Genomic DNA, 25364 nt, shown 5'->3' with positions numbered 1-25364 from the left:
CAAGGACGACCCCCATGCGCATCCCCCCATACTTCCCCCGTCTCGGCGCCCTCGCCCTGGCCCTCGCCCTCGCCCTGCCCGCGCAGGCGGCCGAGCGCGCCTGGAGCTACAGCTACAACGCCCTCGGCCTGATCGAGCGCGCCGACGGTCCGCGCACCGATGTGCAGGACGTCACCCTCTATGCCTACGACAGTCGCGGCAACCTGACCCAGGTGACCAACGCCCTCGGCCAGGTCACCCGCCTCGGCGACTATGACGAGCGCGGCAAGCCCGGCAGCATCACCGATGCCAACGGCGTCACCAGCAGCCTCGCCTACACCGGCGTCGACGGCTGGCTGGCCTCCGTCAGCACCGCCGGCAGCACCACCCGCTTCGACTACGACGCGGTCGGCCAGATCACCCGCGTCACCCGTGGCGACGGCAGTTGGCTGAGCTACGAATACGACGACGCACGGCGCCTGGTGGCGATCGGCAACAACCTCGGCGAACGCCTCGAATACGACGTCGACACCAAGGGCAATCGCACCGCCCAGCGCATCAAGGACGCCAGCGGCAGCCTGGTGCGCCAGCAGCAATGGGCCTACGACGAGCTTGGCCGGCTGCTCCGCGCGGTCGGCGCCGGCGGCCAGACACGCAGCTTCGCCTACGACCTCAACGACAATCCGGTCGGCGAAACCAACCCGCGCCAGTTCGCCCACAGCCAGGCCTTCGATGCCCTCGACCGGCTGGTCGGCCAGAGCGATCCCCTCGGCGGCAAGACCCGACTCGCCTACGACGCCCAGGACAACCTCACCGAGGTCAAGGACCCGCGCGGCGTCACCACCCGCTACGAATACGACGGCCTCGGCAACCTGACCCGACTGGTCAGCCCGGACAGCGGCACCACCACCTTCGAGCACGACGCCGCCGGCAACGTCATCCGCCGTACCGACGCTCGCGGTGCGGTCACCGAGTATCGCTACGACGCCCTCAATCGCCTGATCGAGCGCCACTCGCCGAGCGACCCGAGCCTCGACGTACAGTACCGCTACGACCTCACCGCCGACGGCAACAAAGGCATCGGCCGCCTGGGCGCCATCGAAGGTGCCCGCGACAGCCTGGTGTACCGCTACGACGAGCGCGGCAACCTGGTCGAGCAGGTACGCAGCATCCGCCTCGACCAGCAGACCCTGCTCGACCGCGTGACCTACCGCTACGACGCGGCCAACCAACTGCTGGAGATCGGCTACCCCTCCGGCCTCGCCATCGGCTACCCGCGCAACGCCGGCGGCCAGGTCGCCAGCGTGACCCTGGCAGTAGGCGACAAGGCGCCGAGCACCCTGGTCGGGCAGATCGCCTACCTGCCCTTCGGCCCGCTGCAGCGCCTGACCTGGGGCAACGGCATCACTCTCAGCCGCGAGTACGACCAGGACTACCAACTGCTGCGGCAGAAGGTCGGCCCCTGGCAGAGCGACTACCAGCACGATGCCAATGGCAATATCCAGCAGCACCGCCACAGCCTCTGGGGCACCCTGGACTACCAGTACGACCCGCTGGACCGCCTGACCGAGGAACGCGGCGTCCAGGGCGGGCGCAGCTACGCCTACGACGCGGTCGGCAACCGCACCCAACGCAGCGACAACCCCGCCTCAGGCGGCACCGCCAGCAGCCAGGACTACCAGTACGCGCCCGACAGCAACCGATTGACCGCCATCGGCACGCAAGTGGTGACCAGCGACGCCGCCGGCAACCTCACCCAGGACCGCCCCGCACGCAAACTGGCCTACGACGCCCAGGGCCGCCTGCAAAGCGTCAGCCTCGACGGCCAGCAGGTCGCCGAATACCGCTACAACGCCCTCGGCCAGCGCATCGTCAAGCTCACCCCCGAAAGCATCACCACCTACCTCTACGGCCCCGACGGCCAATTGCTCAGCGAAGCCGAACACGACGGCAGCGGCCGGAAACTGCGAGCCCAGTACTACCTGTGGCTGGACAGCCTGCCGCTGGCCACCATCGACGCCGACTACGACGCCCAGGGCAAGGTCGGCAACCCGACCCTGCTCTACCTCCATGGCGACCACCTCGACACCCCGCGCCTGGCCACCGATGCCAGCGGCCAGATCGCCTGGCAGTGGCAGTCCGACGCCTTCGGCCGCGGCGAAGCGCTGAGCCAGGGCAGCACCCAGGTCAACCTGCGCTTCCCCGGGCAGTACTACGATGCGGAGAGCGGGCTGCACTACAACTACTTCCGCGACTATGATCCGGAGACTGGGCGGTATGTGGAGAGTGATCCGATTGGGTTGGCAGGAGGACTTAATACATTCGGGTATGTAACTGGAAATCCAATAAATTACTTTGACCCCAACGGGCTTTGTGGCGTGGGTAGTCACATGGAGGTTTATTGGGACAGATATAATGGACTAAAAACACGTTGCATTCTGAATCCACCACCACCTAACCCTGCTGCAAAGTGCCTGACTGCAGAGTGCGTAATGAGGAATGGGGATGGACGTGACACCAGAATTCCATCCAATTGCCGGATGATTTGCAGAGCAACTAGCGTCCCATGCGGCATTCTTGGGGGTCCGCTAACGCCTGCTGGTGCGGCTTGTAGGGCCGCAGTAAGCAGCACGGCATGTTATATGCTGTGTTCTCCATATGACCCACCCTCGGAAGATGCACCCAAACAGTGTGAGTAGTGATTATAATGAGAATCTTAAATTTGGCCTGTCCGAAATGTGGAAACAGCATTTCTTTTATTAGGCTCGGCTCTGACGGAAGAGCAACTTGCAAAAAGTGCAAAACAACACTAATTGCAAGAAACTACCATAGAGACTTAGGAGTAGCGAATGCAGCCTTCTTTCTTGCCGCACTTCCAATTAATGCACTACTATTCAAGGGCTGGATATTCTGGATGATGGATTTTTTGTCAGCACTTATTATTACCTCTATATTTTTACGAGGGGTCGAGTTGGAGATTGATCACGATCTAGTTGATTAGCGGCGACCACAAAAACTGAGTACAACACCCGTGAGAAAAGGGGACCGTGGGAAAGGGGACAGATTTATTTTTACTACCATAATCTCAGCAACCGCTCACGCTAAACCACTCAAAGCGAATAACTCGCTAAACCAATCGCCCTTACCGAGGCATCGCGGAGTCCCCTTACGGCGTCTAGGACCTCCTTTTCAGAGCATTAGAGCAGGGAAGATAAATCTGCCCCTTTTATTCTTTTACTCCTTTATTCCTGGAGCAAGGGGTAGTATGCAATAGCAAAATAGTAATGATCTGCGGAGCATCTTGCAGCCAAGAGCGAAATAGAGAGCCAAGCTGCGAAAAAGAGGGAAGCGGCAATGAGTAGCCTCTACAACATAATAGCAGTTCTGTGCGCCATCACTCTGGTAGTCTTAGAGCTAAAAAGAACAACATTCATAAGAATTTTAAAGAAAGAAGAGCTAAACACCTGGGAGAAGCTTGGCAGGCCATCAGGGTATTTCTTATCCTATCTAGTAAAAATAGACGACTTCAAGCTTGAGAAATTTATATTCCGAAAGCAATACAATTCCTTGAAAAATAAAGAAATCAGGAAAAGAGGGAGGCAACTCCTTTACCTGCAATCAACTTGCCTCACCTTAATTATTGCACTCATCGCTTTGATGACTTTACAGTTCACAATAAAAAACTGAGAAAGCTCTAAAGATAGAGCTTCTGGGAAAAGGGGAAAGATCTATTTTTACCACTATAATTTCAGCGACTGCCCACGCTAAACCACTCGCTCCTGCCTAGGCATCGGGAAGTTCCCTTACAGCATCTGCGCAGGAGCCTCCATGCTCAGAAAATTTAGAGTAGATAAAATAAATCCGCCCCTTTATTCACGAATTCGGAGAAAAAATGTCATTTGAATGCACATTAGAGATAACTGCCAACCCTAGTCTAAAATTTGACCTTCCTTCATTTATCACAAGCCTACCCATCCGACACACATTCAAAAACAAGAAAAATAGCACTATCTCAGTATCCACGGATGACTTCAGCTTCTCTAACTGGATGGAATTTGAAAATAATGCTTACTCCTTCCTTAAGGGCTTGACCTTCATGACTAATGAGGAAGAAATTAGCAACCTAATCTTTAGAATCGCAATTTACTACAATACAGATGAAACCGTCATATTTCCTTTCCACCTTTCAAAAAAAATGATCAATAAAATCCATGAAATGAAACTTTCCGTAGAAATAAATGGCTACCCAAGCACCAACTAAAGCCAGACACAAAGAACTCCAGAGACAGAGGAAAACCCTATACTATAAAGAGGAAATAAACATATTTATTTTCTCGCCCCTTTGCCTTTCTTGACAGATCCAAATAACTCAATTTTTGGGAAAACAGAGATACGATGAGCAGCGTATTCATACTTCACCACACATACGGAAACTCCGAGAGCGAAAGTTATAAGATTCTAGGAATATTCCGTACAAAGACCAAGGCAAACTCAGAAATTTCCAAATATCTAGAACTTTCAGGATTCAAAGAATCCCCTAACGGTTTTACTGTTACCGAGTATGCTCTTGATGAACCACATTGGTTAAGTGGATTCGAAGGAGCACAGTCTGTTGTTATAGAAGACAGGTAACGCGGGAAGGAAGTAGGGCGAATAACCGCACCGCGGTTATCCGCCAATGTAGCGGGGTATCGGCGGATAACGCCTTTGGCGTTATTCACCCTACGGCAGCGCTGGCCAGGAAAGGGATGGAGGCGCGACGCGCCTCTCACTTCACCGGCAGGTCCTTGCCCCACAGGCGTACCGCCTTGATCCCTTCCGCGCCGCCTTCGAAGACGAAGGTCTGGCGGATGCCGGCCTTGGCCGGGACGGTGACGTCGTCGGGGTTGGCGAGGGCGACCAGGGCGTTGGAGTAGCCGTCGTTGTCGATCACCAGCAGCGCGCCGGTCTGGGTCAGGTTGATCAGGCGCACGGTGGCGTCGCTGTCGTTCTTGAAGCCGAGGGTGACGGCCAGTTGCTGGTCGCGCGGCTCGGTCTTGAGCACTTCGACCTGGCCGATCTCGGCGAAGCCGGCGTTGTCGGAGACCACCTTGGCGCCATCGGCGCCCTGGGCCGACTGGCGGCCGCTGGTGATGCCCTCGCTGACCCCGCCGAGGAGGTTCTTGCCAGTCTCGATGGCCGAGGACACCGCGGCCTTGGCCGCGTCCTTGACCGAGCTGCCCTCCTCCGCGGCCACGGCGCTGCCGGCGGCCAGGGGCAGGAGCAGTCCCAATGCGGCGATCCTTGCGTTCATTCGTCCATCCTCTGGTGGTGTGGGAGGCAGCCAGACTAACAGCCGTCTAGCGGCCGTTCCAGTGGCGCGCCCGGCGCTTGCGCCACCAGATGTAGACACCGGTCAGCGACAGCCCGGCGATGGCCAGGCCGAGGGCGGCGATGGCGATGCGTCCCGGCAGGCCGGCGATGCGCCCGCCGTGGATCGGGTACTGCAAGCGGTAGAAACGCTCTCCCCAACTGCCCTGCCCGGCGACTTCCTGGCCTAGCAGGCGGCCGTCGCTGCCGTGGAAGAACAGCCAGGACTTGCCCATGGGGTCGTCGTGGTCGCCGAAGCCGGCGCCGAAGAAGTTGTATTCGAAGCTGTAGTACAGCTCGCCGATCGGCTCGGCGATGCCCAGCCGCGCCGCTTCGACGCTGGCCAACTGGAAGGTGCGGTCGTAGTCCAGGCGGGTCTCCCCCAGTTGCTCCCTGGGCAGCCGCCCGCGCGCCTCGTAGACGCTCGGTTCGATCGGCGAGAACAGCGATACCAGCGGCTTGAACACCTGGCTCGGCAGGTTCAGGGCGACGCTGCTCAGCGCCACCGGCGCCAGCAGCAGCCAGAGCCAGAGGCCGCCGGCGCGATGCAGGTCGAAGTTGAAGCGGTAGGCGTTGCCGCGCTTGATCTTCCAGGCTGTCGTCCACTTGCTCCAGAACGGCCGGCCGCGCGGCAGGGTCAGCCAGGCGCCGACGAAGCAGTCGAGGAACCAGAACATCGCCACCCCGCCCATCAGGTACAGGCCCCAGTTCCCCGGCAGGGTCAGGTTGTGGTGGAACTCCAGGACCCAGGGAACCAGGTTCGCCGGCTGGAAGCAGCAGGCCGCCCAGAGGCGCTTGCCGACTTCCTCGCCGCTGACCGGGTCGAGGTAGAACACGTCGTGCTCGACCTTGGCGCCGGCCTCGCGCGGCACGGTGGCGAGCAACGCCGGATGCCCGCCCGCCTCGGGATACTCCATGTACCACACCAGTTGTCGCGGATAGCGTGACTCGACGCGTTGCACCAGGCTGCCCGGGGAAAGGCGCTCGCCACCCTCGCCCACGGCGTAGAAGCCGGGGTTCAGCCATTCGTCGATTTCATGATGGAAGGCCAGCAGGCTGCCGGTGAGACCGGCGAGGAAAAGGAACAGCGCGGTAGCCAGACCGACATAGCGGTGCAGCAGGACCAGGACGGGGCGCATGGGGGCTCCAGGTAACCAGGGTACGGCCGGCGACGCCGGCGAATGCCCGGCGCGTACGTCGCGCGCCGGGCTGCTTGGCCGGTACCGCGGCGCTGGCGCCGGGGCCCGGGTGGACGGTCAGAACTGGTAGTTCACCGTCGCGGTGACGTTGCGCTTCTCGCCGAAGTAGCAGAAGTCCAGGCTGTAGCAGGACGCCACGTAGTCCTTGTCCAGCAGGTTGTTGGCATTGAGGCTGACGTCCAGGCCTTTCAGGCCGAGCTTGCCGAGGTCGTAGCCGATCCGCGCGTCGACCAGGGTGTAGTCCGGCACCCGCAAGGTGTTTTCCTTGTCCGCCCAGGTCTCGCCGACGTAGCGAGCGCCGCCGCCGATGCTCAGACCGCTGAGCGGGCCGGCGTCGAAGGCATAGTCGGCCCACAGCGAAGCCATGTGCTTGGGCGCCTGGTTCGGCGTATGGCCCTGGTTGCCGTCCAGCGACTTGGTGTAGGTGATGTCGGTGTAGGTGTAGCTGCCGAGCAGTTTCAGGTTGTCGCTGAGCTGGGTATGGGCCTCCAGTTCGAGCCCCTGGGAGCGCACTTCGCCGACCGAGGTGTAGAAGTTGTCCTGGGGTTCCTTGGAGGCGACGTTTTCCTGGGTGATATGGAACAGCGAGGCGGTGTAGAAGCTGTTGCTGCCCGGCGCCTGGAACTTCAGGCCGAGTTCCCACTGCTTGCCCTCGGTGGGCGCCAGGGGCGTGCCGGAGGCGTCGGAATAGGCGTTCGGGTTGAACGACTCGGAGTAGCTGACGTAGGGCGCCAGGCCGTTGTCGAACAGGTACAGCGCGCCGATCCGCCCGGTGAATTTCTCCCAGTCGTCGTCGGCCTTGCTGCCGGTGCTGCGGTTCTTGTCGGTGACGCTGACCCAGTCCTGGCGCAGGCCGAGCGAGAAGCGCCACTGGTCGATGTCGATCAGGTCCTGGAGGTAGACGCCGGTCTGCTCCAGGCGGCGGGTGTGGTTGTCGTCCGGGAAATAGCTGATGGCGTCGTCGCCGTAGACCGGGTTGAACGCGTCCAGCGCCGAGGCCGAGCCGGAACGCCAGTCGACCACGGTGCGCCGGCGCTGGTAGTCGAGGCCGGTGAGCAGGGTGTGGCGCGCCGCGCCGGTGGCGAATTCGGCCTGCAGCATGTTGTCGACGATATACGCCTGCAGGTGCTCGCGGGCGCCGCTGAAGTAGCGGTTCAGCTTGTTCGGCTCGCTGGCGCTCCAGCCGTAGGCGTAGACCTGCGACAGGTCGACGTCGGAGTCCAGGTAGCGGAAGTTCTGCCGCGCCGACCAGACGTCGTCGATGCGGTGCTCCAGCTGGTAGCCGAACATCCGCTGGGTGCGGTCGAAGTCGTCCTTGCTCGGCTCGCCATCGAAGAACTCGCGGGAGATGTGCCGGCCGTTGTGGTGCGACAGGGTGCCGTCGGCCGGTACGCCGCCGTGGTAGCCCCCGTTGGGATCGTGTTGCAGGTAGCCTTGCAGGGTCAGGGTGGTGTCGTCGCTGAAGTCGATGGCCAGGGTCGGGGCGATGGCGTAGCGCTCCTCCTTGACGTGATCGAACTGGGTGTCCGAGCCCTTGCCGAGACCGATCAGGCGGTAGGCGATGCGCTTCTCCTCGTCGAGCGGCCCGCTGAAATCGAAGCCCATCTCCTTCTGGCCCATGTTGCCGATGCTGCCGGTGATCTGGCGGTAGTCCTCGTACAACGGCTTCTTGCTGGTCAGCGCCACCAGGCCGCCCGGCAGGCTACGGCCGTAGAGCACCGAGGACGGCCCCTTGAGCACATCGATGCGTTCGAGGAAGTACGGGTCGACCTGCATCGAGCTGAAGGTACCGCTGTCGCCCATGGCCTTGAGGCCGTCGAGGTAGATGTTGTCCACGCTGTTGTCGGCGAAGCCGCGCATCACCACGTAGTCGTAGCGGTTGGAGGCGCCGACCTGGCCGGTGAAGATGCCGGGGGTATAGCGCATCGCCTGCTGCACGGTCTTGGAGGCGGTGTCGTCGATCTGCTCGCGGGTGATCACCGAGACGGTCTGGCTGGTTTCCAGCAGCGGCTTGCTGGTCTTGGTGGCGATCTGGCTATGGGTGGCCAGGTAGCCATCGGTGCTGCCCAGGTTGTTGCCGAGGGCGAAGACCTCCACCGCCTGCATGTTCAGCACATCGCCGTCCTTTGCCGGCGCCTCGCGCAAGACGAAGCTGCCGTCGCCCTGGTCTTCCGCTTCCAGCGGGGTGTTGGCGAGCAGCCGGGCCAGGCCCTGCTGCACGGTGAAACTGCCGCGCAACCCCTGGGAGCTGTAGCCACCGGTCTGCGCCGGAGTGGCCGAGAGGGTGATGCCGGCTTCGCGGGCGAAGCGGTTGAGCACGTCGCCCAACTGTCCGGCGGGGATCGCATAGGGCCGCGCCTGTTCCGCCGCCGCTTCGGCGGCCGAGGCGCAGAGCGGCGCCGCGCCGGCCGCCATGGCCAACGACAGCAGGGCCGCGCGCACCGAACGGCTCAGGCGCGAGGCGCGGGGGAAATCGAGGGACGACGGGGCATTGCGGAGGACGACGGCGGTGGCGGTCATGAACGGGATCCGTTGGAGTCGTTGAAGGGTGTTCAATCGGTAAAGCCGGACCAGTCGCGGAAAGCCGACAAAAATAATGAAAATAATTTTCAGTGCGTTTCGCTCCGGACGAAAGCAAGCGTCCACGCGGCCGCCGGCGCGACTCAGGCGGCGACCACCCTCACCCACCAGCGGGTATGTCGCTGCAGGCGCACCGGCAGGGTCCGCGCGAGCACCTGCAGCAGCTTGTCGGTGTCGTCCAGGCGATAGACCCCGGACAGGCGCAGGTCGGCGACCTCCGCGGCGCAGCCGAGGTAGCCGTTGCGGTAGCGGGCGACCTCGGCGAGGAAATCGGCCAGGCGCATGTCGCGGGTGACGATGAGGCCATCGGCCCAGGCCACGGCGTCCATCTGCGGCCGTTCGAGGCGCCGCACGCCGTCGGCGGCGATCCGATAGCTCTGCCCCGCCTCGGCCACCGGAGCCTGCAGCGGACGCGCGCCGAAGGCATCGATGCGCACCGAACCCTCGCTGACGCTGAGACAGGTGGCGGCATCTTGCAGGCGTACGTTGAAACGGGTGCCGAGGGCCTCGAACAGCCCTTGCGCGGTACGTACCCGCAGCGGCCTGTGCGTGGGCGATTGCGTATCGGCGCCGCTGGCGAGGAAGATCTCGCCGCGGGCGAGGAGGATCAGGCGCTGGCCGGCGTCGTAGCGCACGTCGACCGCGCTGTCGGTGTTCAGTTGCAGGCGGGTGCCGTCGACCAGCTCGATACTGCGCCGCTCGCCGGTGGCGGTGCTGTAGTCGGCGCTCAGGCGCTGCCAGGGCAGGCTATCGCGACCGACCCAGGCCACGGCGCCGCCGGCCACCAGCAGCGACAGCAGTTTCAGCGCCTGGCGCCGCTGCAGGCGCTGCGCGCTGCTGTCCAGGGTGCCGTAGGCGACCCCGCCGGGCAGCGCCTTGAAGCGTCCTTGCAGTTCTTCGTTGAGCGCGCTGACCTGCTGCCAGGCCCGCTCGTGCTCGCCGTGCTCCGCGCGCCAGGCCGCGCAGGCGCGCTGCAGGCGATCGTCGGCCGGCTGCGAGCGCAGGCGGACCAGCCAGTGGATGGCCTGCCTGACCACCGCTTCGTCGACCCTACCGCGCGTCCCGTCCACGGCTCCGCTCATTCGCCGTAGCGCAGCAGGTAGCAGTGGTACAGCGCCTCGGCCACGTAGCGCTCGACGCTACGCTGGGAAACCCCCATGCGTTCGGCGATCTGCCGGTGGCTGAGGTCTTCGCACTGGGCCAGGAGGAAGGCGGTGCGGACCTTCGGCTTGAGCCCGTCGAGCATCCGCGAGATTTCCTCCAGCAGTTCCAGCACCAGTTCCCGCGCCTCGGGCGACGGCGCCTGTGCCTCGGGCAGGTGGGCGATGCTTTCGAGGTAGGCGCGCTGCAGTTCCTCGCGACGCCAGTGGTCGATCACCAGGCCGCGGGCGATGGTCCGCAGGAACGCGCGCGGCATGCCGATCTCGCGCAGTTCGCGCTTGAGCAGGATGCGCAGGAAGGTGTCCTGGGCCAGGTCCGCCGCGTCCGCCGCGCAGCCCAGCTTGCCGCGCAGCCAGTTCTGCAACCAGCCATGGTGCTCGCTGTACAGCGCATGCATGGCGCGATGGTGGGCGCTGAGAAGGATCGGGGCGGACATGGGAAAGTCGGGGCGACACATGAATGATAATGAATCGCATTGTCGAGAAGCCGCGGCCTTTTTGCAATAGCACCCGCCGGCCGGCGCCCTACTCGGCCGCCGCGCCTTCGCGCAGGCAGGCCAGCAGGTCTTCGCTGGCACGGTCGCGGTGCGGTTCGTCGCGCCAGCACATGCCCACCGCGCCCTCGCCGGGAATCTCCAGCGCCAGCCTGGCCACCAGGCCGAGCCCGGCAAGGTGCTCGACCACCCGCGCCGAGCCGATGGACAGCATGTCGCTGCCACGCAACAATTCGATGTTGGCCAGCATCGACGATGACTCCAGGCGGTAGGCCGGCGGCTGCCGGCCGCCCTGGGTCAGGGCCATGTCGAGCTTGCTGCGGATCGGCGAGCCGGGCGGCCAGACGATCCAGTCGTAGCGCCGCACGTCTTCCCAGTCCAGCGCGGCGGCCTGGGCCAGGGGGTGACCGGGGCGCGCCATCACCACGATCGCCTCGCTGTAGAGCACCTCGCAGCGCAGGCTGGCGCGCGGCGCATAGTTGTCCAGGCGCCCCACCACCACATCGAGCTGGCGTTTCTCCAGCCGTTCGAGAAGGCCGTTCATGGTGCCTTCGAGCAGTTCCACCTGGGCCCCGGGGTAGCGTCCGAGGAACGCCCGCAATGCGCGCGGCACCAGGCTCGGCGCGGAGGCCGGCGACGTGCCAAGGAGCACCCGGCTGCCGCTGCCGCTGCGCATCGCCTCGAGGTTCTGCCGCGCCCGCTCCATCTCGGTGAGTACGCGCTGGGCGTGGTTGAACAGGGTCATGCCATAGGGCGTCGGGCGCAGGCCACGGGCGTGACGCTCGAACAGCGGCGCGCCGACGTCCTCCTCCAGTTCCTTGAGCCACTTCGACAGGCCCGGTTGGGTGGTGTGTGCGGCCCGGGCGGTGCCGCTGAGGTTGCCGGTCTCCATCAGGCTGACCAGCAGTTGCAGGTGTTGCAGGCGCAGGCGGCGGGTCCAGTCCATCGCAAGCCATCCTCGAATACGTATAGGTCGATGTCTAAATATCATTATTCGGTTATGCCTTCACCTCGAATAATGACTACCAGACCGAGGCGGCCCCGCCTCCTCCCGCCGGAGATTCATCGGTATGCATAACGACAATTCCACCGAGAAGCGCGCCGACTTCTATCGACGCATCCGCCAGCAGCACCTCACCCCGCTCTGGGAAGCCCTGCACAGCCTGGTCCCGGCGCAACCCGCCGGCGGCTGCCAGGCGGCGCTGTGGCGCTATCGCGAACTGCGCCCGTTCCTGCTCGAGGCAGGCGACCTGATCAGCGCCGAGGAAGCGGTGCGCCGCGTGCTGGTGCTGGAGAACCCGGACCTTCCCGGCCAGTCGGCGATCACCCCGAGCCTCTACGCCGGCCTGCAACTGATCCTGCCGGGCGAGATCGCCCCCAGCCACCGGCACACCCAGTCGGCCCTGCGCTTCGTCGTCGAGGGCTACGGCGCCTACACCTCGGTGGACGGCGAACGCACCCGCATGGAGCCGGGCGACTTCATCATCACCCCGTCCTGGACCTGGCACGACCACGGCAACCGCGCCGCCGCAGAAGGCGGCGAGCCGGTGGTCTGGCTGGACGGCCTGGACATCCCGATGCTGCGTTTCTTCGGCGCCACCTTCGCCGAAAACCATGACGAACCGGTACAGCCGTTGCGACGTGGCGAAGGCGACAGCCTCGCCCGCTACGGCAGCAACATGCTGCCGCTGCGCCATCAGCCGACGACGCCGACCTCGCCGCTGTTCAGCTACCCCTACGCGCGCAGCCGCGAGGCCCTCGAGCGCCTGGCGCGCCTCGAACGGCCCGATCCCTGGGAAGGCCACAAGCTGCGCTACGTCAACCCGGCCACCGGCGGCTGGGCCATGCCGACCATCGCCACCTGCCTGCAACTGCTGCCGGCCGGCTTCCTCGGGCAGCCCGCGCGCAGCACCGACGCCAGCGTCTATTCGGTGGTGGAAGGCAGCGGCGTGGCGCAGATCGGCGGCCGGCGCTTCGCCTTCGAGGCCAAGGATCTGTTCGTCGTGCCCTCCTGGGCCGAGCTGCGCCTGGAAGCCGGCGCCACCGACTGCGTGCTGTTCAGTTTCTCCGACCGCCCTGTGCAGCAGGCGCTCGGCATCCTCCGCGAATCCCGCGAAACCCTCGCCCACTGAAGGACCCGTCCCATGAACCATCTCTTCGCGCCCGAAGCACCCGTCAGCCTCACCATCCATGGCAGCGACCAGACCTTCCCGGTGCGGCGGGTCTACTGCGTCGGCCGCAACTACGCCGCCCACGCCCGGGAAATGGGCTTCGATCCCGAGCGCGAGCCGCCGTTCTTCTTCTGCAAGCCGGCCGACGCGGTGGTCCCGGTCGCCGCCGGCAGCACCCTGGAGCTGGCCTACCCGAGCCAGACCGGCAACTACCACTACGAGATCGAACTGGTGGCGGCGATCGGCAAGGGCGGCTGCGACATCCCCCTGGAGCAGGCCGAGGAACACGTCTGGGGCTACGCGGTGGGCCTGGACATGACCCGCCGCGACCTGCAGATGCGCATGCGCGAGATGGGCCGGCCCTGGGAGATCGGCAAGGCCTTCGACCGCTCGGCGCCGATCGGCCCGCTCTACCCTGCCAGCCAGGTCGGCCATCCGCGCCACGCCGCCATCAGCCTCCAGGTCGACGGCGAGGATCGCCAGCGCAGCGACATCGACCAGTTGATCTGGTCGGTGGCGGAAACCGTCAGCTACCTGTCGCGCTTCTTCGAGCTGCGCCCCGGCGACCTGGTCTTCACCGGCACCCCGGAAGGCGTCGGCGCGGTCGAGCGCGGCGAGCGGATGCTCGGCGCCATCGACGGCCTCGGCGAACTCAGCGTCCGCGTGGTCTGACCCACCGCCCGCGCACGGCGCGGGCCCACCCTGCCCTTCATCCGGGCTGTCGCCAAGGCGACGGCCGAGGAACGCTCATGCCTACGCCCGACAAGAACAACAAGATCGACGTCCAGGCTTTCATCGATGCGCAGGCGGTTTCCGCCTTCCAGTTGCGAGTCCTGTCGCTGTGCTTCCTGATCGTCGCCATGGACGGATTCGACACCGCCGCCATCGGCTTCATCGCCCCGGCCCTGGCCCACGACTGGCAACTGAGCCCGGCGCAACTCAGCCCGATCCTCGGCGCCGCGCTGGCCGGCCTGGCCCTCGGCGCCTTCGCCGCCGGCCCGCTGGCCGACCGTTTCGGACGCAAGAGCGTGCTCCTGCTCTCGGTGCTGTTCTTCGGCGGCTGGAGCCTCGCCTCGGCCTACGCCGGTTCGGTGGAAACCCTGGCCCTGCTGCGCTTTTTCACCGGCCTCGGCCTGGGCGGGGCGATGCCCAACGCGATCACCCTGACCTCCGAATACTGCCCGCGCCGGCACCGCGCGCTGATGGTCACCGCGATGTTCTGCGGCTTCACCCTCGGCTCGGCGCTGGGCGGCCTGCTCGCCGCGCGGATGGTCCCGGCGTTGGGCTGGGAAAGCGTGCTGCTGCTCGGCGGCGGCCTGCCCCTGGCGAGCCTGCCGCTGCTCTGGGCATGCCTGCCGGAGTCGGTGCGCTTCCTCGCCCGCCGCGCACCGGACGCGGCGCGCCTGCGGCGCATCCTCGAACGCCTGGGGCGCCTGCCCGACGGCTGGGCCGGACGCCTCGAACTGCCCGCCGACGAGTCCGACGGCACCTCGCCCCTGCGGCAGATCCTCGGCGCCGAGCTGCGCGGCGGCACCCTGCTGCTCTGGGCCACCTTTTTCATGGGCCTGCTGATCATCTACCTGCTGACCAACTGGCTGCCGACGCTGATCGGCGGCACCGGCTTCAGTCTCGGCGAGGCGGCGACGATCAGCGCCATGTTCCAGCTCGGCGGCACCCTCGGCGCACTCCTCCTGGGCAGCGCCATGGATCGCTTCGACGCGCACCGGGTGCTGAGCCTGGCCTACGTCGGCGGCGCCCTGTTCATCCTCGGCATCGCCAGCCTCTACCACAGCTTCGCCCTGCTGGCGCTGTGCGTCGCCGGCGTCGGTTTCTGCATCAGCGGCTCGCAGGTCGGCGCCAACGCCCTGGCCGCCGATTTCTATCCGACCCGCAGCCGCGCCACCGGGGTCAGCTGGGCCCTCGGCCTGGGCCGCATCGGCTCGATCGTCGGCTCCCTTAGCGGCGGCGCCCTGCTCGGCCTGGGCCTGGGCTTCAGCGGCATCCTCGCCCTGCTGGTGATCCCGGCGCTGCTCGCCGCCGTGGCCGTGCATCGCCTGGGCCGGCGCCGGGCCAGGCCTTCTCCCACCACTCTCTGAACAGGACTTTCCATGCAGCTCTACAGCTTCTTCAACAGCTCCACGTCCTATCGGGTGCGTATCGCATTGGCCCTGAAAGGTCTGGATTACCAGGTAGTGCCGGTCAACCTGCGGCAGGGCGAGCAACTGCGCCCGGCCGACCGCCAGCGCAACCCGATGGGCGCGCTGCCGACCCTGGTCGACGCCGACGGCCGTCGGTTCAGCCAGTCGCTGGCGATCATCGACTATCTCGATGCCGTGCAGCCCGAACCGCGCCTGATCCCTCTCGACCCACTGCATCGCGCCCAGGCGCTGGAACTGGCCCTGCTGGTGGCCTGCGACATCCATCCGCTGAACAACGTGCGGGTGCTCAAGTACCTGACCCAGGTCCTCGGCATAGACGCCGAGGACCGCCAGCGCTGGTACGCGCACTGGGTCGCCGAGGGCCTGGCGGCGGCGGAGACCCTGCTGAACCGACACCGTCGCGGCGCCTTCTTCGCCGGCGCCGCAGCGGGCATCGTCGAGTGCTGCCTGGTACCGCAACTGGCCAACGCCCGGCGCATGGGCTGTGACCTGGCGCCCTACCCGGCGTTGCTCGAACTGGAGGGGCGCTGCCTGGCGCTCGAAGCCTTCCAGCGCGCCAGCCCCGAGCGCCAGCCCGACTACCTGCCGGACTGACGCGCTGCCCCGTGGAAAACAACAACAAGAAGGACACGCCCATGACCACCCGCATCCGGGCCAGCCTGCTGGCCCTGCCCCTGCTGCTGCCTCCGTTCCAGGCTATCGCCGCGCTGCCGGGGATGAACCTCGGCCAGACCTCCTTCCTCGACGGCAAGGCCCTGCCCGGCACGCTGTTCCAGCAGTTCGTGAATATCTACGAGGCCGACGACTTCATGGACGCCAACGGTCACCGGCGCCCGCTCGACAACCGCCTGCGCACCCTGCTCGCCACCAGCCACTTCGCCCACATCAGCCAGCACCAGCTGTTCGGCGCCTACTACGGCGCGGAAATCCTCGTCCCGGTGCTGCTCGCCGATCCCGACTTCGAACCCCACGCCGGCAGCGCCAACGGCCTCGGCAACCTGATCGTCAGTCCGTTCATCCTGCAATGGCCGCAGACCGAGCTGTTCGGCCGGCCCTACTGGCAGCGCCTGAACCTCGCCTTCCAGTTACCCACCGGGCGCTACGACAGGCATCGGGCGATAAATCCCGGCAGCAACCACTGGAGCTTCAACCCGCACTACGCGCTGACCTGGGAATTCGCCGAAGGCTGGGAAGCCAGCGCTCGCCTGCAGTACCTGTTGCCGGGCAAGAATCGCGACCCGGCGCCGCCGTTGGCCGACGACTACCTGCAACCGGGCCAGGCGTTCCACGCCAACTACTCGGTATCGCTGGCGCTGGATGCGCATTGGCGGCTCGGGTTGTCCGGCTACAGCCTGCGACAGATCACCGACGAGCGGGTCGACGGCCACGACCGCCCGGACTCCCGCGAGCGGGTCGATGCCATCGGCCCGGCGCTGATGTTCGGCTGGGGCAAGTCGCGGCTGTTCCTCAACGCCCATCACGAATACGGCGCACGCAACCGCAGCGAGGGCAGCCGGCTGATCCTGCGCTACTCGCAGGTCTTCTGAGCGTCGCCTTCCGGGACGATCGGCAAGCGCTCCAGGGTGCGGAACACCGAGCTGCGCCGCCAGCGCAGGTCCCTCGGTTCCGAGGCCAGGGCGAAACGGCGACGCACCAGGCCGCGCAATGCGCATTGCAATTCGAGCCGGGCCAGGTACGCGCCCAGGCAGTAGTGCGGACCATGGGCGAACGCCACGTGCTGCTTGGCGTTCGCTCGCTGCAATTGCAGGCGGTCGGGGGCGGCGAACATCTCCGGGTCGCGGTTCGCCGCGAGGAAGCTCAGCCAGACCTTCTCTCCAGGCGGAATCCGCTGGCCGCCGATCTCCACCTCCTCCAGGGTGCAACGCACGCCGCCGCGCACCGCGCCATCGAAGCGCAGCAGTTCCTCCACCGCGTTCGCCGCCAGCTCCGGGCACCGCCGCAGCAGATCGAGCTGGTCGGGATGGGTGAGCAGCGCCAGCGTAGCGTTGCCGACCATGCTGATGGTGGTTTCGAACGCGGCCATGAACACCATGGCATAGGCCGCCACCAGGTCCTCGAGGCCCAGTCCGGCCTCCAGCATCGCGGCGCCGTCGAGGATGCTCGGCGCCGCGCCGGGCGGCGGGTGCGAAGAGCCATCGCTCCAGCCGCGCGCCTGGCGTTGCAGGTAGTCGCTGAAGGCGGCCGCGCTGCGGTTGATCTGCCCGGCATCGCCGTGGCTGGCGGCGAGATCGAGCCCGGCGGCCAGGTCGCGGCCCCAGGGCAGCAGTTGCCCGGTATCTTCGCGGGGAAAGCCGAACAGCTCGGCGGCCACCCGGATCGTCAGCGGTTCGGCGAAGTCCCTGAGCAGATCGGGCTCGCGGCGCTCCAGCAAGCTGTCGAGGAGCTCTTCCACCAGCGCCTCGATGCACGCCTCCCAGCGGCGCACGGCGTCGGGGCCGAAGGCCGGAGCGAACAGCCTGCGCAGGCGGGTGTGCCGCGGCGCGTCATTGAACAGCATGAAGTTGTCGTAGAAGCGCGCCAGCGGTTGCAATTGCTGGTGGCCGAACCAGCTGGCGCCGCCCTGGCGGACGCCGGCGGCGCCAAGGCGAGCGGGGTCGGCGGAGAAACGGCGGTCGCGCAGGCACGCCGAGACATCGGCATAGCGACTGATCCACCAGATCGAGGCCTGGTCGCGGCAGACCGGCGCACGGGAGCGGATCAGCCGCAACAGCGGATAGGGATCGGCGACGAAGTCGGGATGGTAGGTGTGGATGTCGAAACCGTCGCTCCGCGAGGCCAGCGCCGGACGCTGAGCGTCATGGCGCGGCTGCGCGCTGCCTTCCTCGCTGAATGCGTCGTCCATGGCCCTCGCTCCGCTGGGTTGGCGTAACGCAGGGAGTATAGATGGCCGGCGGCTCGGCGCCGGCCCGGAGGATCAACGCGGACCGAGGATCTCCGCCAACTGGTCCGGCTGCGGCGCGCCCTGTTGCTGCTGCATGCGCCCCTCGGCATTGAGATAGAAGATCGCCGGGGTCGCCGCGGCGCCCATCGACTCCATCAGTTCCATGTTGCCGGCGAGCTGCTTGCGCACCGCCGCCGGGATCTTCGCAAGCGGCTTCAGGGTGCTGGCCTTGCCCGCCTGCTCATGGTCGTGCAGGGCCTTCTGCGGGTCCTTGCTGGCCAGCAGCGCAGCGGACTTGGCTTCGCTGTCCTCGCGAATGATGCCGACCATGATATGCCGCAACTGCACCTTGCCGGCATCCACCCAGGGTCGCGCCTGCTCCCAGAACATGGTGCAGTACGGGCAGTTCGGGTCGCTGAACAGGTAGACCACGCGCGGCGCGTCGGCACGGCCATCGGCGATCCAGGCGCTCTGCTCCATCTTCTGCCACATTTCCTTGGCCAGCGGCGCATACACCAGGCGCTCCAGCGGTTCGCGGCTGAGGTCCTTGCCCTGGGCGTCGAACAGGTGGCCGGTGAGTACGTGCTTGCCGTCGGGCGTCAGGTACAGCGCCATGCCCTGGTTCTGGTATTCGGCGGCGTATCCGCGCAGGCCATCCGGGGCGTCGAAGCTGCCGAGGATGCGGGCGCCCTTCTCCTGGACCATGCGGATCGGCGCCGGCAGCTCCTCCGCCGCCGTGGCCAGGCCGGCGTTGAGGAGGGTCAGGCCCAGGCCAAGGGTGATCAGGTTGCGCGGCAGTCTCATTCGGAACTCCTGGTTGCGGGGGCGGCAGCGGCCGGCTCGAAGGCTTCGAGGTAGCGCGCCAGGCTGCCGCGGGACAGTTCGCCGAGATGGCTGCCCAGCAGGCGGCCCTCGGCGGTGTAGAAAACGGTGGTGGGCAAGGCGACCGAGCCGACCTGCTGGCCAAGCTGCCCGCCGTTGTCGAACAGCAGGTTGTCCAGGCGCAGGTTCTCGCCCTGGAGGAAATGGCGCACGGTCTCGGCGCTCTCGCCCTGGTTGGCGAAGAGGAACACCACGTCGGGATTCTCCGCCTGCGCCTGTTGCAGCACCGGCATCTCACGCCGACACGGCGGGCACCAACTGGCCCAGAGGTTGATCACCAGCGGGCGGCCCCGGAAATCGGCCAGTTGCACCGACTCGCCGGCGGCGTTGCGCAGGCTCAGTTCGGGCAGACGCGTACCGCGCTCGTAGATGCCCAGGCCCAGGCTGCCAAGCAGCCAGAACGCCAGTCCGAGGCTGGCGCCGACACCCAGCGAGCGACGTAGCGCCGGTCGCCGCCAGGCCCAGAACAGCGCGCCGAGCACGGCGGCGAGCAGGCCTGGCCAGGCGAGGAAACCGCCATCGCGGATATCCAGCATCTGTGCGAAGTCGCCACGGTACTGCGGCCAGTAGCGCACCACGAAGGCCAGGCGCGCCACCAGCAGGCCGAGCAACAACAGGTTGAACAGCACCGGCTCGGCGTTGCGCCCGCCGCCGCGCGCCGCCAGCCAACCACCGAGCAGCGCGGCGCCGAGGGCGAGGAACAGCAGCAGGTGTTGCAGCGAGACCACCAGCGGCCCCAGGGAAAAACTCAGCATCAGCCGCGCTCCCGGGTCGCCTGCCAATGGGCGAGGAAGCCGCCGGCGTCGACTTCGCCGGTCAACCGGCGCGCGCGGCGCTCCTCGCCTTCCGGGCCGATCCAGATCAGGCTCGGCGGGCCGGGTACCTGGTAGCGGTGCAGCAGCTCGCGGCTGGCGGCGTTATCCGCGGTCACGTCGAGCCGCAGCAGGCGCACGCCCTGCAGGGCGGCGAGCACATCGGGCTTGGCAAACACCTGTTTCTCCATGATCCGGCAGGACACGCACCAGTCAGCGTAGTAGTCGAGCAGCACCCATTGTCCCTCGGCCTTGGCCGCAGCCAACTGACGGTCCAGCTCGGCCGGCTGGCTCACCGTGAGGAACGCCTCGTGGGCGCTGGCCGTCGGCGTAGCGCCCCGGTTCGCCGCCGCATACACCTGTAGCGGACGCCAGGGGTCGTCGGCCCCGGCCGCGGCGCCCAGCAGCATCGCCGCGCCCCAGAGACCGAAGATGCAGCCCGCCGCGCCGAACAGCACCGCGTGCCGTGCCAGGCCTCGCGCCGTGTGCAGCGCGGCGTAGGCCAGGACCAGCAGCAACGCGCCGCCAAGGCCGATCCACAGCGCCTCGCCGAGCAGCGGACGCAGGAGTATCCAGGCGGTGCCGAGGAAAAGGAAGCCGAACACGCCCTTGACCAGGTTCATCCAGGGACCGGGCTTGGGCAGGAAGCGGCTGCCGACCGTCACCAGCAGCAACAGCGGCATGCCGATGCCGAGGCCCAGGCTGAACAGCACCAGGCCGCCATGCAGGGCATTGCCGGTCTGCGCGATATAGAGCAAGGCGCCGGCCAGCGGCGCGGTCATGCACGGCCCCACCAGCAGCCCGGACAACGCGCCGAGCGCGGCCGCGCCGGCCAGGCTGCCGCCCTTGCGGCCGCGACTGAGACCGTCGAGGCGGTCGCGCAGGGCAGCCGGCAGTTGCAGTTCGAAGAAGCCGAACATCGGCAGCGCGAGGAACACGAACAGCGCGGCGAAGCTGCCCAGCAGCCACGGCTGTTGCAGCCAGGCCTGCAGGTTGCCGCCAAGCAGCGCCGCGACCACCCCGAGTCCGGCGTAGACCAGCGCCATGCTCAGCACGTAGCTACCGGCCAGCAGCAGGCCTCGACGAGGGCCGGCGCCGCTGCCGACCACCAGCCCGGCGAGGATCGGCAGCATCGGCAGCGAACAGGGAGCGAACGCCAGCAGCAGGCCGAGGCCGAAGAACAGCAACAGGCTCCAGGCCAGGTTGCCGGCCTGCAGGCTGCCGGCCAGGCCCTGGTCCTCGGCGACTTCGCCGCTCGTCCCGGCGGCGGCAGGGCCGGTACCGCCCAGGTCGAGCGCCTGGCTCTGCGGCGGATAGCACAGGCCGGCATCGGCGCAGCCCTGCCAGCCCAGGCGCAGTTGTCCGGCGGCGGCCGCCGGCAGGGTCAGTTCCAGGCTCTGGCGATAGACCTGCGACTCGCCGAAGAACTCGTCGCTGTGGCTTTCGCCGGGCGGCAGCTGCGGCTGCAAGGCCGGGTCGAGTCCGTCGAAGCGCAGGCGCTTCTGGTACAGGTAGTAGCCCGGCGCGATCTGCCAGCGCAGTTGCACCTGGCCGTCGTCGAGGCGCTCCCAGGTGAAGCGGAAGGCTTTCTCCACCGGCAGGAAATCCGTCTGCGTCGCGCCGCGCGGCGCGAACAGGTCGTCGCCCGGTTGCGCCTGGGACAGGCCCGGCAGCAGGAGCATCAGGAGCAGGATCAACACACGCATGGATAACGCCTTCTACGATGAACTCGGCGGCAGCATGGCCAGCGACGATTAACAGGCCGTTAACGCGGCCACGGGAAAACCCCGGCGACGCGCCGGGCGGGGCATAATCCTGGCTTAATTCGCCCGCTTCAGACTCCTATCCCTTTAACCAGCGATACCGCCATGCATGTACTGCTCACCGAAGACGACGACCTGATCGCCAGCGGCATCGTCGCCGGCCTCAACGCCCAGGGCCTGACCGTGGACCGGGTGGCCAGCGCCGCCGATACCCAGGCGCTGCTCCAGGTGGCGCGCTTCGACGTGCTGGTCCTCGATCTCGGCCTGCCCGACGAGGACGGCCTGCGCCTGCTGCAGCGCCTGCGCCAGCAGGGCGTCGACCTGCCGGTGCTGGTGCTGACCGCGCGCGACGCGGTGACCGACCGGGTCGCCGGGCTGCAGGCCGGCGCCGACGACTACCTGCTCAAGCCCTTCGACCTGCGTGAACTCGGCGCCCGCCTGCATACCTTGCAGCGGCGCTCCGCCGGGCGTTGCGTCAACGTCATCGAACACGGCCGCCTCAGCTACGATCCGAGCACCCGCGAAACCTGGCTCGACGGCCGCCCCGTGGAACTGTCGCGACGCGAACAGGCGCTGTTGCAGGCATTGCTCAACAACCGCGGGCGGATCCTCAGCGGCGAGCAGCTCAAGGACAGCGTCTATGGCTTCGGCGACGAGGTCGAGAGCAACGCCCTCAACGTCCACATCCATCACCTGCGGCGCAAGCTCGGCAACGCCATCGTGCAGACCGTGCGCGGCCTCGGCTACCGCCTCGGGCCGGCGCGCGGCGACGGAGACGACGCATGAGCCTGCGCCTGCGCCTGACCCTGATCCTCGGCTCGGCCTTCATCCTGCTCTGGTCGCTGGCCGCGGCCTGGATGCTCTGCGACCTGCGCGGGCAGATGATGCGCTCCTTCGACCAACGCCTGGCGGCCTCGGCGCGGATGGTTGCCGGCCTGCTCCAGCAGTTGCCGCAGCCGCAGCCGGCGGACGGCCAGACCACGCGCCTGAGCGCGGAGCAACTGGGAATTCCCAACGGCATGGCCTGCCAGGTCAGCTCACTGCGCGGCGAAGTCCTGGCGCAGAGCCATGCCACCCCGGAGCGGGCGCTGGACAGCACCGCCAGCGGCTTCCGCGACCAGGAAATCAACGGCGTGCTGTGGCGCAGCTTCACCGTGCAGGCCGGCGATCTGCGGGTCAGCACCGCCGACCGCCTGGAAGAGCGCGACGTGCTGCAACGCTCGGTGGTGGTGGCCGCCGCGGTGCCGGTGACGGTCGCCCTGCTCGGCAGCCTGGCCCTGCTCTGGCTCGGCGCCGGCCAGGGTCTGGCGCCGCTCAAGCGGATTCGCGACGCCCTCACCCGGCGCGGCGCCGACTCGCTGGAGCCACTGGAGCTGGCGGCCCTGCCGAGCGAACTGAAGCCGCTGGTGGAAACCCAGAACCAGTTGTTCCAGCGCATCGCCCAGGCCATCGAACGCGAGCGACGCCTGACCGGCGATGCCGCCCACGAGCTGCGCAGCCCGCTGACCGCGATCAAGACCCACCTGCAGGTCGCGCGCATGACCGAGGGCGCCGCCGCCGAGCAGGCCCTGGCCCACGCCGAGGAAGGCGCCGACCGTCTGCACCGGACGCTGGACCAGCTGTTGCTGCTGGCGCGGGTGGAAGGCAGCCTGTCGTTCGACGACGGCGTGCAATGCAGCGCCGAGGACGCCGCCCGGGTGGCCATGCACGACGCCGGCCACGGCGACGTGCGGATGTTCGAGCTGAAGCTGGCCGACGGCTTGTCCGAGGCGCCGCTGGAAGTCCCCTCGGTGCTGGCCATCGCCGCGCTGCGCAACCTGCTGGACAACGCCCTGCGCCACACCGCCGCCGGCACCCGGGTGGAGCTGGCGGTGGAAACCGCGCAAGGCTGCGCGCGCTTCCACGTCCGCGACCACGGTCCGGGCATCGCCGAAACCGACCTGCCGCACCTCACCCGGCGTTTCTGGCGCCACGGCAAGAGCGGCGGCAGCGGGCTCGGCCTGGCCATCGTCCAGGCTATCGTGCAACGCTGCCAATGCCGGCTGGACTTCGACAGCCGCGCGGACGGCCTGCGGGTGACGCTGGAAATGCCGCTGCGCGAGTGATGCGCGGGCCCACCCGCCAACCGGCCCCCGTAGGGCGAATAGCCGCCCGCGGCTATCCGCCGGACCGAGGCCCAGGCATCGGCGGATAACGCCGTTGGCGTTATCCGCCCTACCCCCGCGCCGACCTGCTTCCGCCGGACCGGGTCTCCGTCCTGCGGACGCCAGGCCACGAGGGTCAGATTCCCTGTCCCAGCAGCACGCCGTTGACCTTCTGTCCGTACAGGTTGACGCCGTCGTTGGCATGGAACTTCTGCCGCGTCTTCTCCACCGAACCGTCCACCAGGCGCGGGTCCTGCGGGCGCTCGTGGCTGTTCATGAAGGCGGCGACGTCCCAGGCGTCGCGGTCGCTGAGGGTACCGGGCTTGCCCAGCGGCATGTTGTACTTGATGAAGGAGGCCGCGGTGTTGATGCGGTGCATGCCCGCGCCCCAGTTGAACGACTGCGCGCCCCACAGCGGTGGGAACACCGTCTGCCCCAGAGCCATCTGGCCCTGGCCGTCGGCGCCGTGGCAGATCGCGCACTGCGCGGCATAGACCTTGGCGCCGCGCTCGATGCTGTAGCCGCCTTCCGGCGGGGCCACGTCCGGATAGCCGCGTCCGGGCAGGCTGACCCCGGTCGGCGCCTGGCTCGCCAGCCAATAGGCGTAGACGGTCAGGGCCTTGATCTCCGGGCTGTCGGCCGCCGGCACCTTGCCGTTCATGCTGAACTGGAAGCAGCCCTGCAGGCGCTCGGCGAACGTATTGACCTTGTTGTTCTTGGCGCGGAACGCCGGATAGACCGGATAGGCCGCCCACTGCGGCGCGGAGTTGGCCCGGCGGCCCTGGTCGAGATGGCAGTTGACGCAGTTGAGCTGGTTGCCGACCAGATGCGGCGCGTTCTTCCGGGTTTCCACGAACAACGCCTGGCCCTGGCGTACCATTTCGCCGAAGGCGTTGTCCGGGAGGCTGCTTTCCGCCGGCGGCTGGAACGGCTCCGAGGGCGCCGTTGCCGCGTGGACGGGAGCGACCAGCAGGCCGGCGACGGCCAGGGAAAGGATCGACGGCATGTTCATGGCTGGCCTCCTGCCTGACCGAGGGTGGCGAAGAACTGGCTGACGCTGCGGATCTCCTCTTCGCTGAGGGATTTGGCGATATGTCCCATCAGATCGTTCGGGTCGTTGCGGCGAGTGCCAAGCTGCCAGGCGCGCAACTGGTTGCTCAGGTACATCTCGCCCTGCCCCTGCAACGGCGGGAAGGCCTCCCCCACGCCGCTGCCGGCCGGACCGTGACAGGTCACGCACTCGGGAATGTTGCGCTCCCAGGCGCCACGCACCGCCAGGGTCTCGCCGGGGCTGCGCGGGGTGGCCACGCGCGACAGCTCCACCGGCTTGGGCGCCGGCATTGCCGCGAGGGTATTGGCGAGCGCCTGGATCTCGTCGTCGCCGAGAGCATCGGCTATGCCCTTCATCACCGGGTGCTCGCGACTGCCGCCCTGCTTGAGGTCGTGCAGCTGCTTGCTCAGGTAGGCGGCGGGAAGGCCCGCCAGGCGCGGAAAGCCGGCGGCGGCCAGGCCCATGCCATCGGCGCCGTGGCAGGTGACGCAGGCCGCGGCGGCCGGGTTGGCGCCGCCCTGTGTGTAGAGTTTCTGGCCGTCGACGGCGGCCTGGGCCGTCGCCGCCAGCAAGGCGGTCAATGAAAACAGCAGTCGGTGTGCAACCGGCATGGCAGGGTTCCTCTCTGGCTTATTGTTTTTAGTTCTAAGTTTAGAACCAAAAAACCTATCGCCGAAAGACCCTACCGCACGCAGGTCTACATCATTTTCCCTACAGGC

Annotated in this window: 21 protein-coding genes; 9 read left to right on the top strand and 12 right to left on the bottom strand. The window is 66.8% G+C overall.

What is annotated here, in order from left to right; all coding sequences use genetic code 11:
* The first annotated feature begins 14 nt into the window (after positions 1-14).
* On the top strand, positions 15-2678 hold the full coding sequence (locus AT700_RS12690) for an RHS repeat domain-containing protein (protein WP_048521080.1): 2664 nt from the start codon (positions 15-17) through the stop codon (positions 2676-2678).
* A gap of 655 nt (positions 2679-3333) precedes the next feature.
* On the top strand, positions 3334-3666 hold the full coding sequence (locus AT700_RS29455) for a hypothetical protein (RefSeq protein WP_016253386.1): 333 nt from the start codon (positions 3334-3336) through the stop codon (positions 3664-3666).
* Between the two features lie 1081 nt (positions 3667-4747).
* On the opposite strand, the gene AT700_RS12685 is transcribed toward AT700_RS29455, so the two are convergent.
* The 6 genes from AT700_RS12685 to AT700_RS12660 form a co-directional block, all read right to left on the bottom strand.
* Entirely contained in the window at positions 4748-5272 is a 525-nt protein-coding gene (locus AT700_RS12685) for a hypothetical protein (RefSeq protein WP_003120098.1), read from the bottom strand.
* A gap of 46 nt (positions 5273-5318) precedes the next feature.
* On the bottom strand, positions 5319-6467 hold the full coding sequence (locus AT700_RS12680) for a PepSY-associated TM helix domain-containing protein (protein WP_003113288.1): 1149 nt from the start codon (positions 6465-6467) through the stop codon (positions 5319-5321).
* A gap of 117 nt (positions 6468-6584) precedes the next feature.
* On the bottom strand, positions 6585-9047 hold the full coding sequence (gene foxA, locus AT700_RS12675) for a ferrioxamine receptor FoxA (protein ID WP_048521079.1): 2463 nt from the start codon (positions 9045-9047) through the stop codon (positions 6585-6587).
* 143 nt (positions 9048-9190) lie between these two features.
* A complete protein-coding gene (foxR, locus tag AT700_RS12670) occupies positions 9191-10177 on the bottom strand; it encodes an anti-sigma factor FoxR (protein WP_003113290.1) in 987 nt (328 codons plus the stop codon).
* 8 nt (positions 10178-10185) lie between these two features.
* Entirely contained in the window at positions 10186-10704 is a 519-nt protein-coding gene (locus AT700_RS12665; RefSeq protein ID WP_003089775.1) for a sigma-70 family RNA polymerase sigma factor, read from the bottom strand.
* Positions 10705-10792: 88 nt separating this feature from the next.
* The gene (locus AT700_RS12660) at positions 10793-11707 is read right to left on the bottom strand and encodes a LysR family transcriptional regulator (RefSeq protein WP_003089777.1); all 915 of its coding nucleotides are present in this window, start codon (positions 11705-11707) and stop codon (positions 10793-10795) included.
* A 124-nt stretch (positions 11708-11831) separates the two neighbouring features.
* Here AT700_RS12660 and gtdA point away from each other — a divergent pair, with 124 nt between their 5' ends.
* The 5 genes from gtdA to AT700_RS12635 all read left to right on the top strand — a co-directional run bounded on the left by gtdA (position 11832) and on the right by AT700_RS12635 (position 16638).
* Positions 11832-12893 carry a gentisate 1,2-dioxygenase gene (gene gtdA / locus AT700_RS12655; RefSeq protein WP_003106350.1) on the top strand — a complete coding sequence of 354 codons (1062 nt, stop codon included), beginning with the start codon at positions 11832-11834 and terminating at the stop codon, positions 12891-12893.
* Positions 12894-12905: 12 nt separating this feature from the next.
* The gene (locus tag AT700_RS12650) at positions 12906-13604 is read left to right on the top strand and encodes a fumarylacetoacetate hydrolase family protein (RefSeq protein WP_003089781.1); all 699 of its coding nucleotides are present in this window, start codon (positions 12906-12908) and stop codon (positions 13602-13604) included.
* A 77-nt stretch (positions 13605-13681) separates the two neighbouring features.
* Positions 13682-15028 (top strand): MFS transporter, encoded by a 1347-nt coding sequence (locus AT700_RS12645; protein ID WP_003113292.1) that lies wholly within the window; start codon positions 13682-13684, stop codon positions 15026-15028.
* Between the two features lie 12 nt (positions 15029-15040).
* On the top strand, positions 15041-15685 hold the full coding sequence (maiA, locus tag AT700_RS12640) for a maleylacetoacetate isomerase (RefSeq protein ID WP_003113293.1): 645 nt from the start codon (positions 15041-15043) through the stop codon (positions 15683-15685).
* Positions 15686-15726: 41 nt separating this feature from the next.
* Positions 15727-16638, top strand: coding sequence for a SphA family protein (locus tag AT700_RS12635; RefSeq protein ID WP_048521078.1), 912 nt, complete (start codon positions 15727-15729; stop codon positions 16636-16638).
* Here the strand turns inward: AT700_RS12635 and AT700_RS12630 are convergent.
* The 4 genes from AT700_RS12630 to dsbD form a co-directional block, all read right to left on the bottom strand.
* Positions 16620-17954 carry a cytochrome P450 gene (locus AT700_RS12630; RefSeq protein ID WP_003122661.1) on the bottom strand — a complete coding sequence of 445 codons (1335 nt, stop codon included), beginning with the start codon at positions 17952-17954 and terminating at the stop codon, positions 16620-16622. The two genes, AT700_RS12635 and AT700_RS12630, sit on opposite strands and share 19 nt — an antisense overlap.
* A 72-nt stretch (positions 17955-18026) precedes the next feature.
* Positions 18027-18797, bottom strand: a complete 771-nt coding sequence (gene dsbG, locus AT700_RS12625) for a thiol:disulfide interchange protein DsbG (protein ID WP_003089790.1) — start codon at positions 18795-18797, stop codon at positions 18027-18029.
* On the bottom strand, positions 18794-19630 hold the full coding sequence (locus AT700_RS12620; RefSeq protein WP_003089792.1) for a TlpA family protein disulfide reductase: 837 nt from the start codon (positions 19628-19630) through the stop codon (positions 18794-18796). The genes dsbG and AT700_RS12620 overlap by 4 nt, the downstream gene beginning before the upstream one ends.
* Positions 19630-21393 carry a protein-disulfide reductase DsbD gene (gene dsbD, locus AT700_RS12615; protein WP_003103572.1) on the bottom strand — a complete coding sequence of 588 codons (1764 nt, stop codon included), beginning with the start codon at positions 21391-21393 and terminating at the stop codon, positions 19630-19632. The genes AT700_RS12620 and dsbD overlap by 1 nt, the downstream gene beginning before the upstream one ends.
* 162 nt (positions 21394-21555) lie before the next feature.
* Between dsbD and AT700_RS12610 the strand changes: the two genes are divergently transcribed.
* Both AT700_RS12610 and AT700_RS12605 read left to right on the top strand, forming a co-directional pair.
* The gene (locus AT700_RS12610; protein WP_003103570.1) at positions 21556-22236 is read left to right on the top strand and encodes a response regulator; all 681 of its coding nucleotides are present in this window, start codon (positions 21556-21558) and stop codon (positions 22234-22236) included.
* Positions 22233-23555: an ATP-binding protein gene (locus tag AT700_RS12605; protein ID WP_003103567.1), complete on the top strand. Its 1323-nt coding sequence runs from the start codon at positions 22233-22235 to the stop codon at positions 23553-23555. Before AT700_RS12610 ends, AT700_RS12605 begins: the two co-directional genes overlap by 4 nt.
* A 175-nt stretch (positions 23556-23730) precedes the next feature.
* Here the strand turns inward: AT700_RS12605 and AT700_RS12600 are convergent, their stop codons facing one another.
* Positions 23731-24606 (bottom strand): c-type cytochrome, encoded by an 876-nt coding sequence (locus AT700_RS12600; protein ID WP_003103565.1) that lies wholly within the window; start codon positions 24604-24606, stop codon positions 23731-23733.
* Complete coding sequence (locus tag AT700_RS12595) at positions 24603-25256, bottom strand: c-type cytochrome (protein ID WP_003113296.1); 654 nt, start codon at positions 25254-25256, stop codon at positions 24603-24605. The genes AT700_RS12600 and AT700_RS12595 overlap by 4 nt, the downstream gene beginning before the upstream one ends.
* Positions 25257-25364 lie beyond the last annotated feature (108 nt).

Origin of the sequence: Pseudomonas aeruginosa (genome assembly GCF_001457615.1) — a bacterium.
GTDB classification, from domain to species: Bacteria; Pseudomonadota; Gammaproteobacteria; order Pseudomonadales; family Pseudomonadaceae; genus Pseudomonas; species Pseudomonas aeruginosa.
This window is presented reverse-complemented; position numbering and strand designations above follow the sequence as displayed.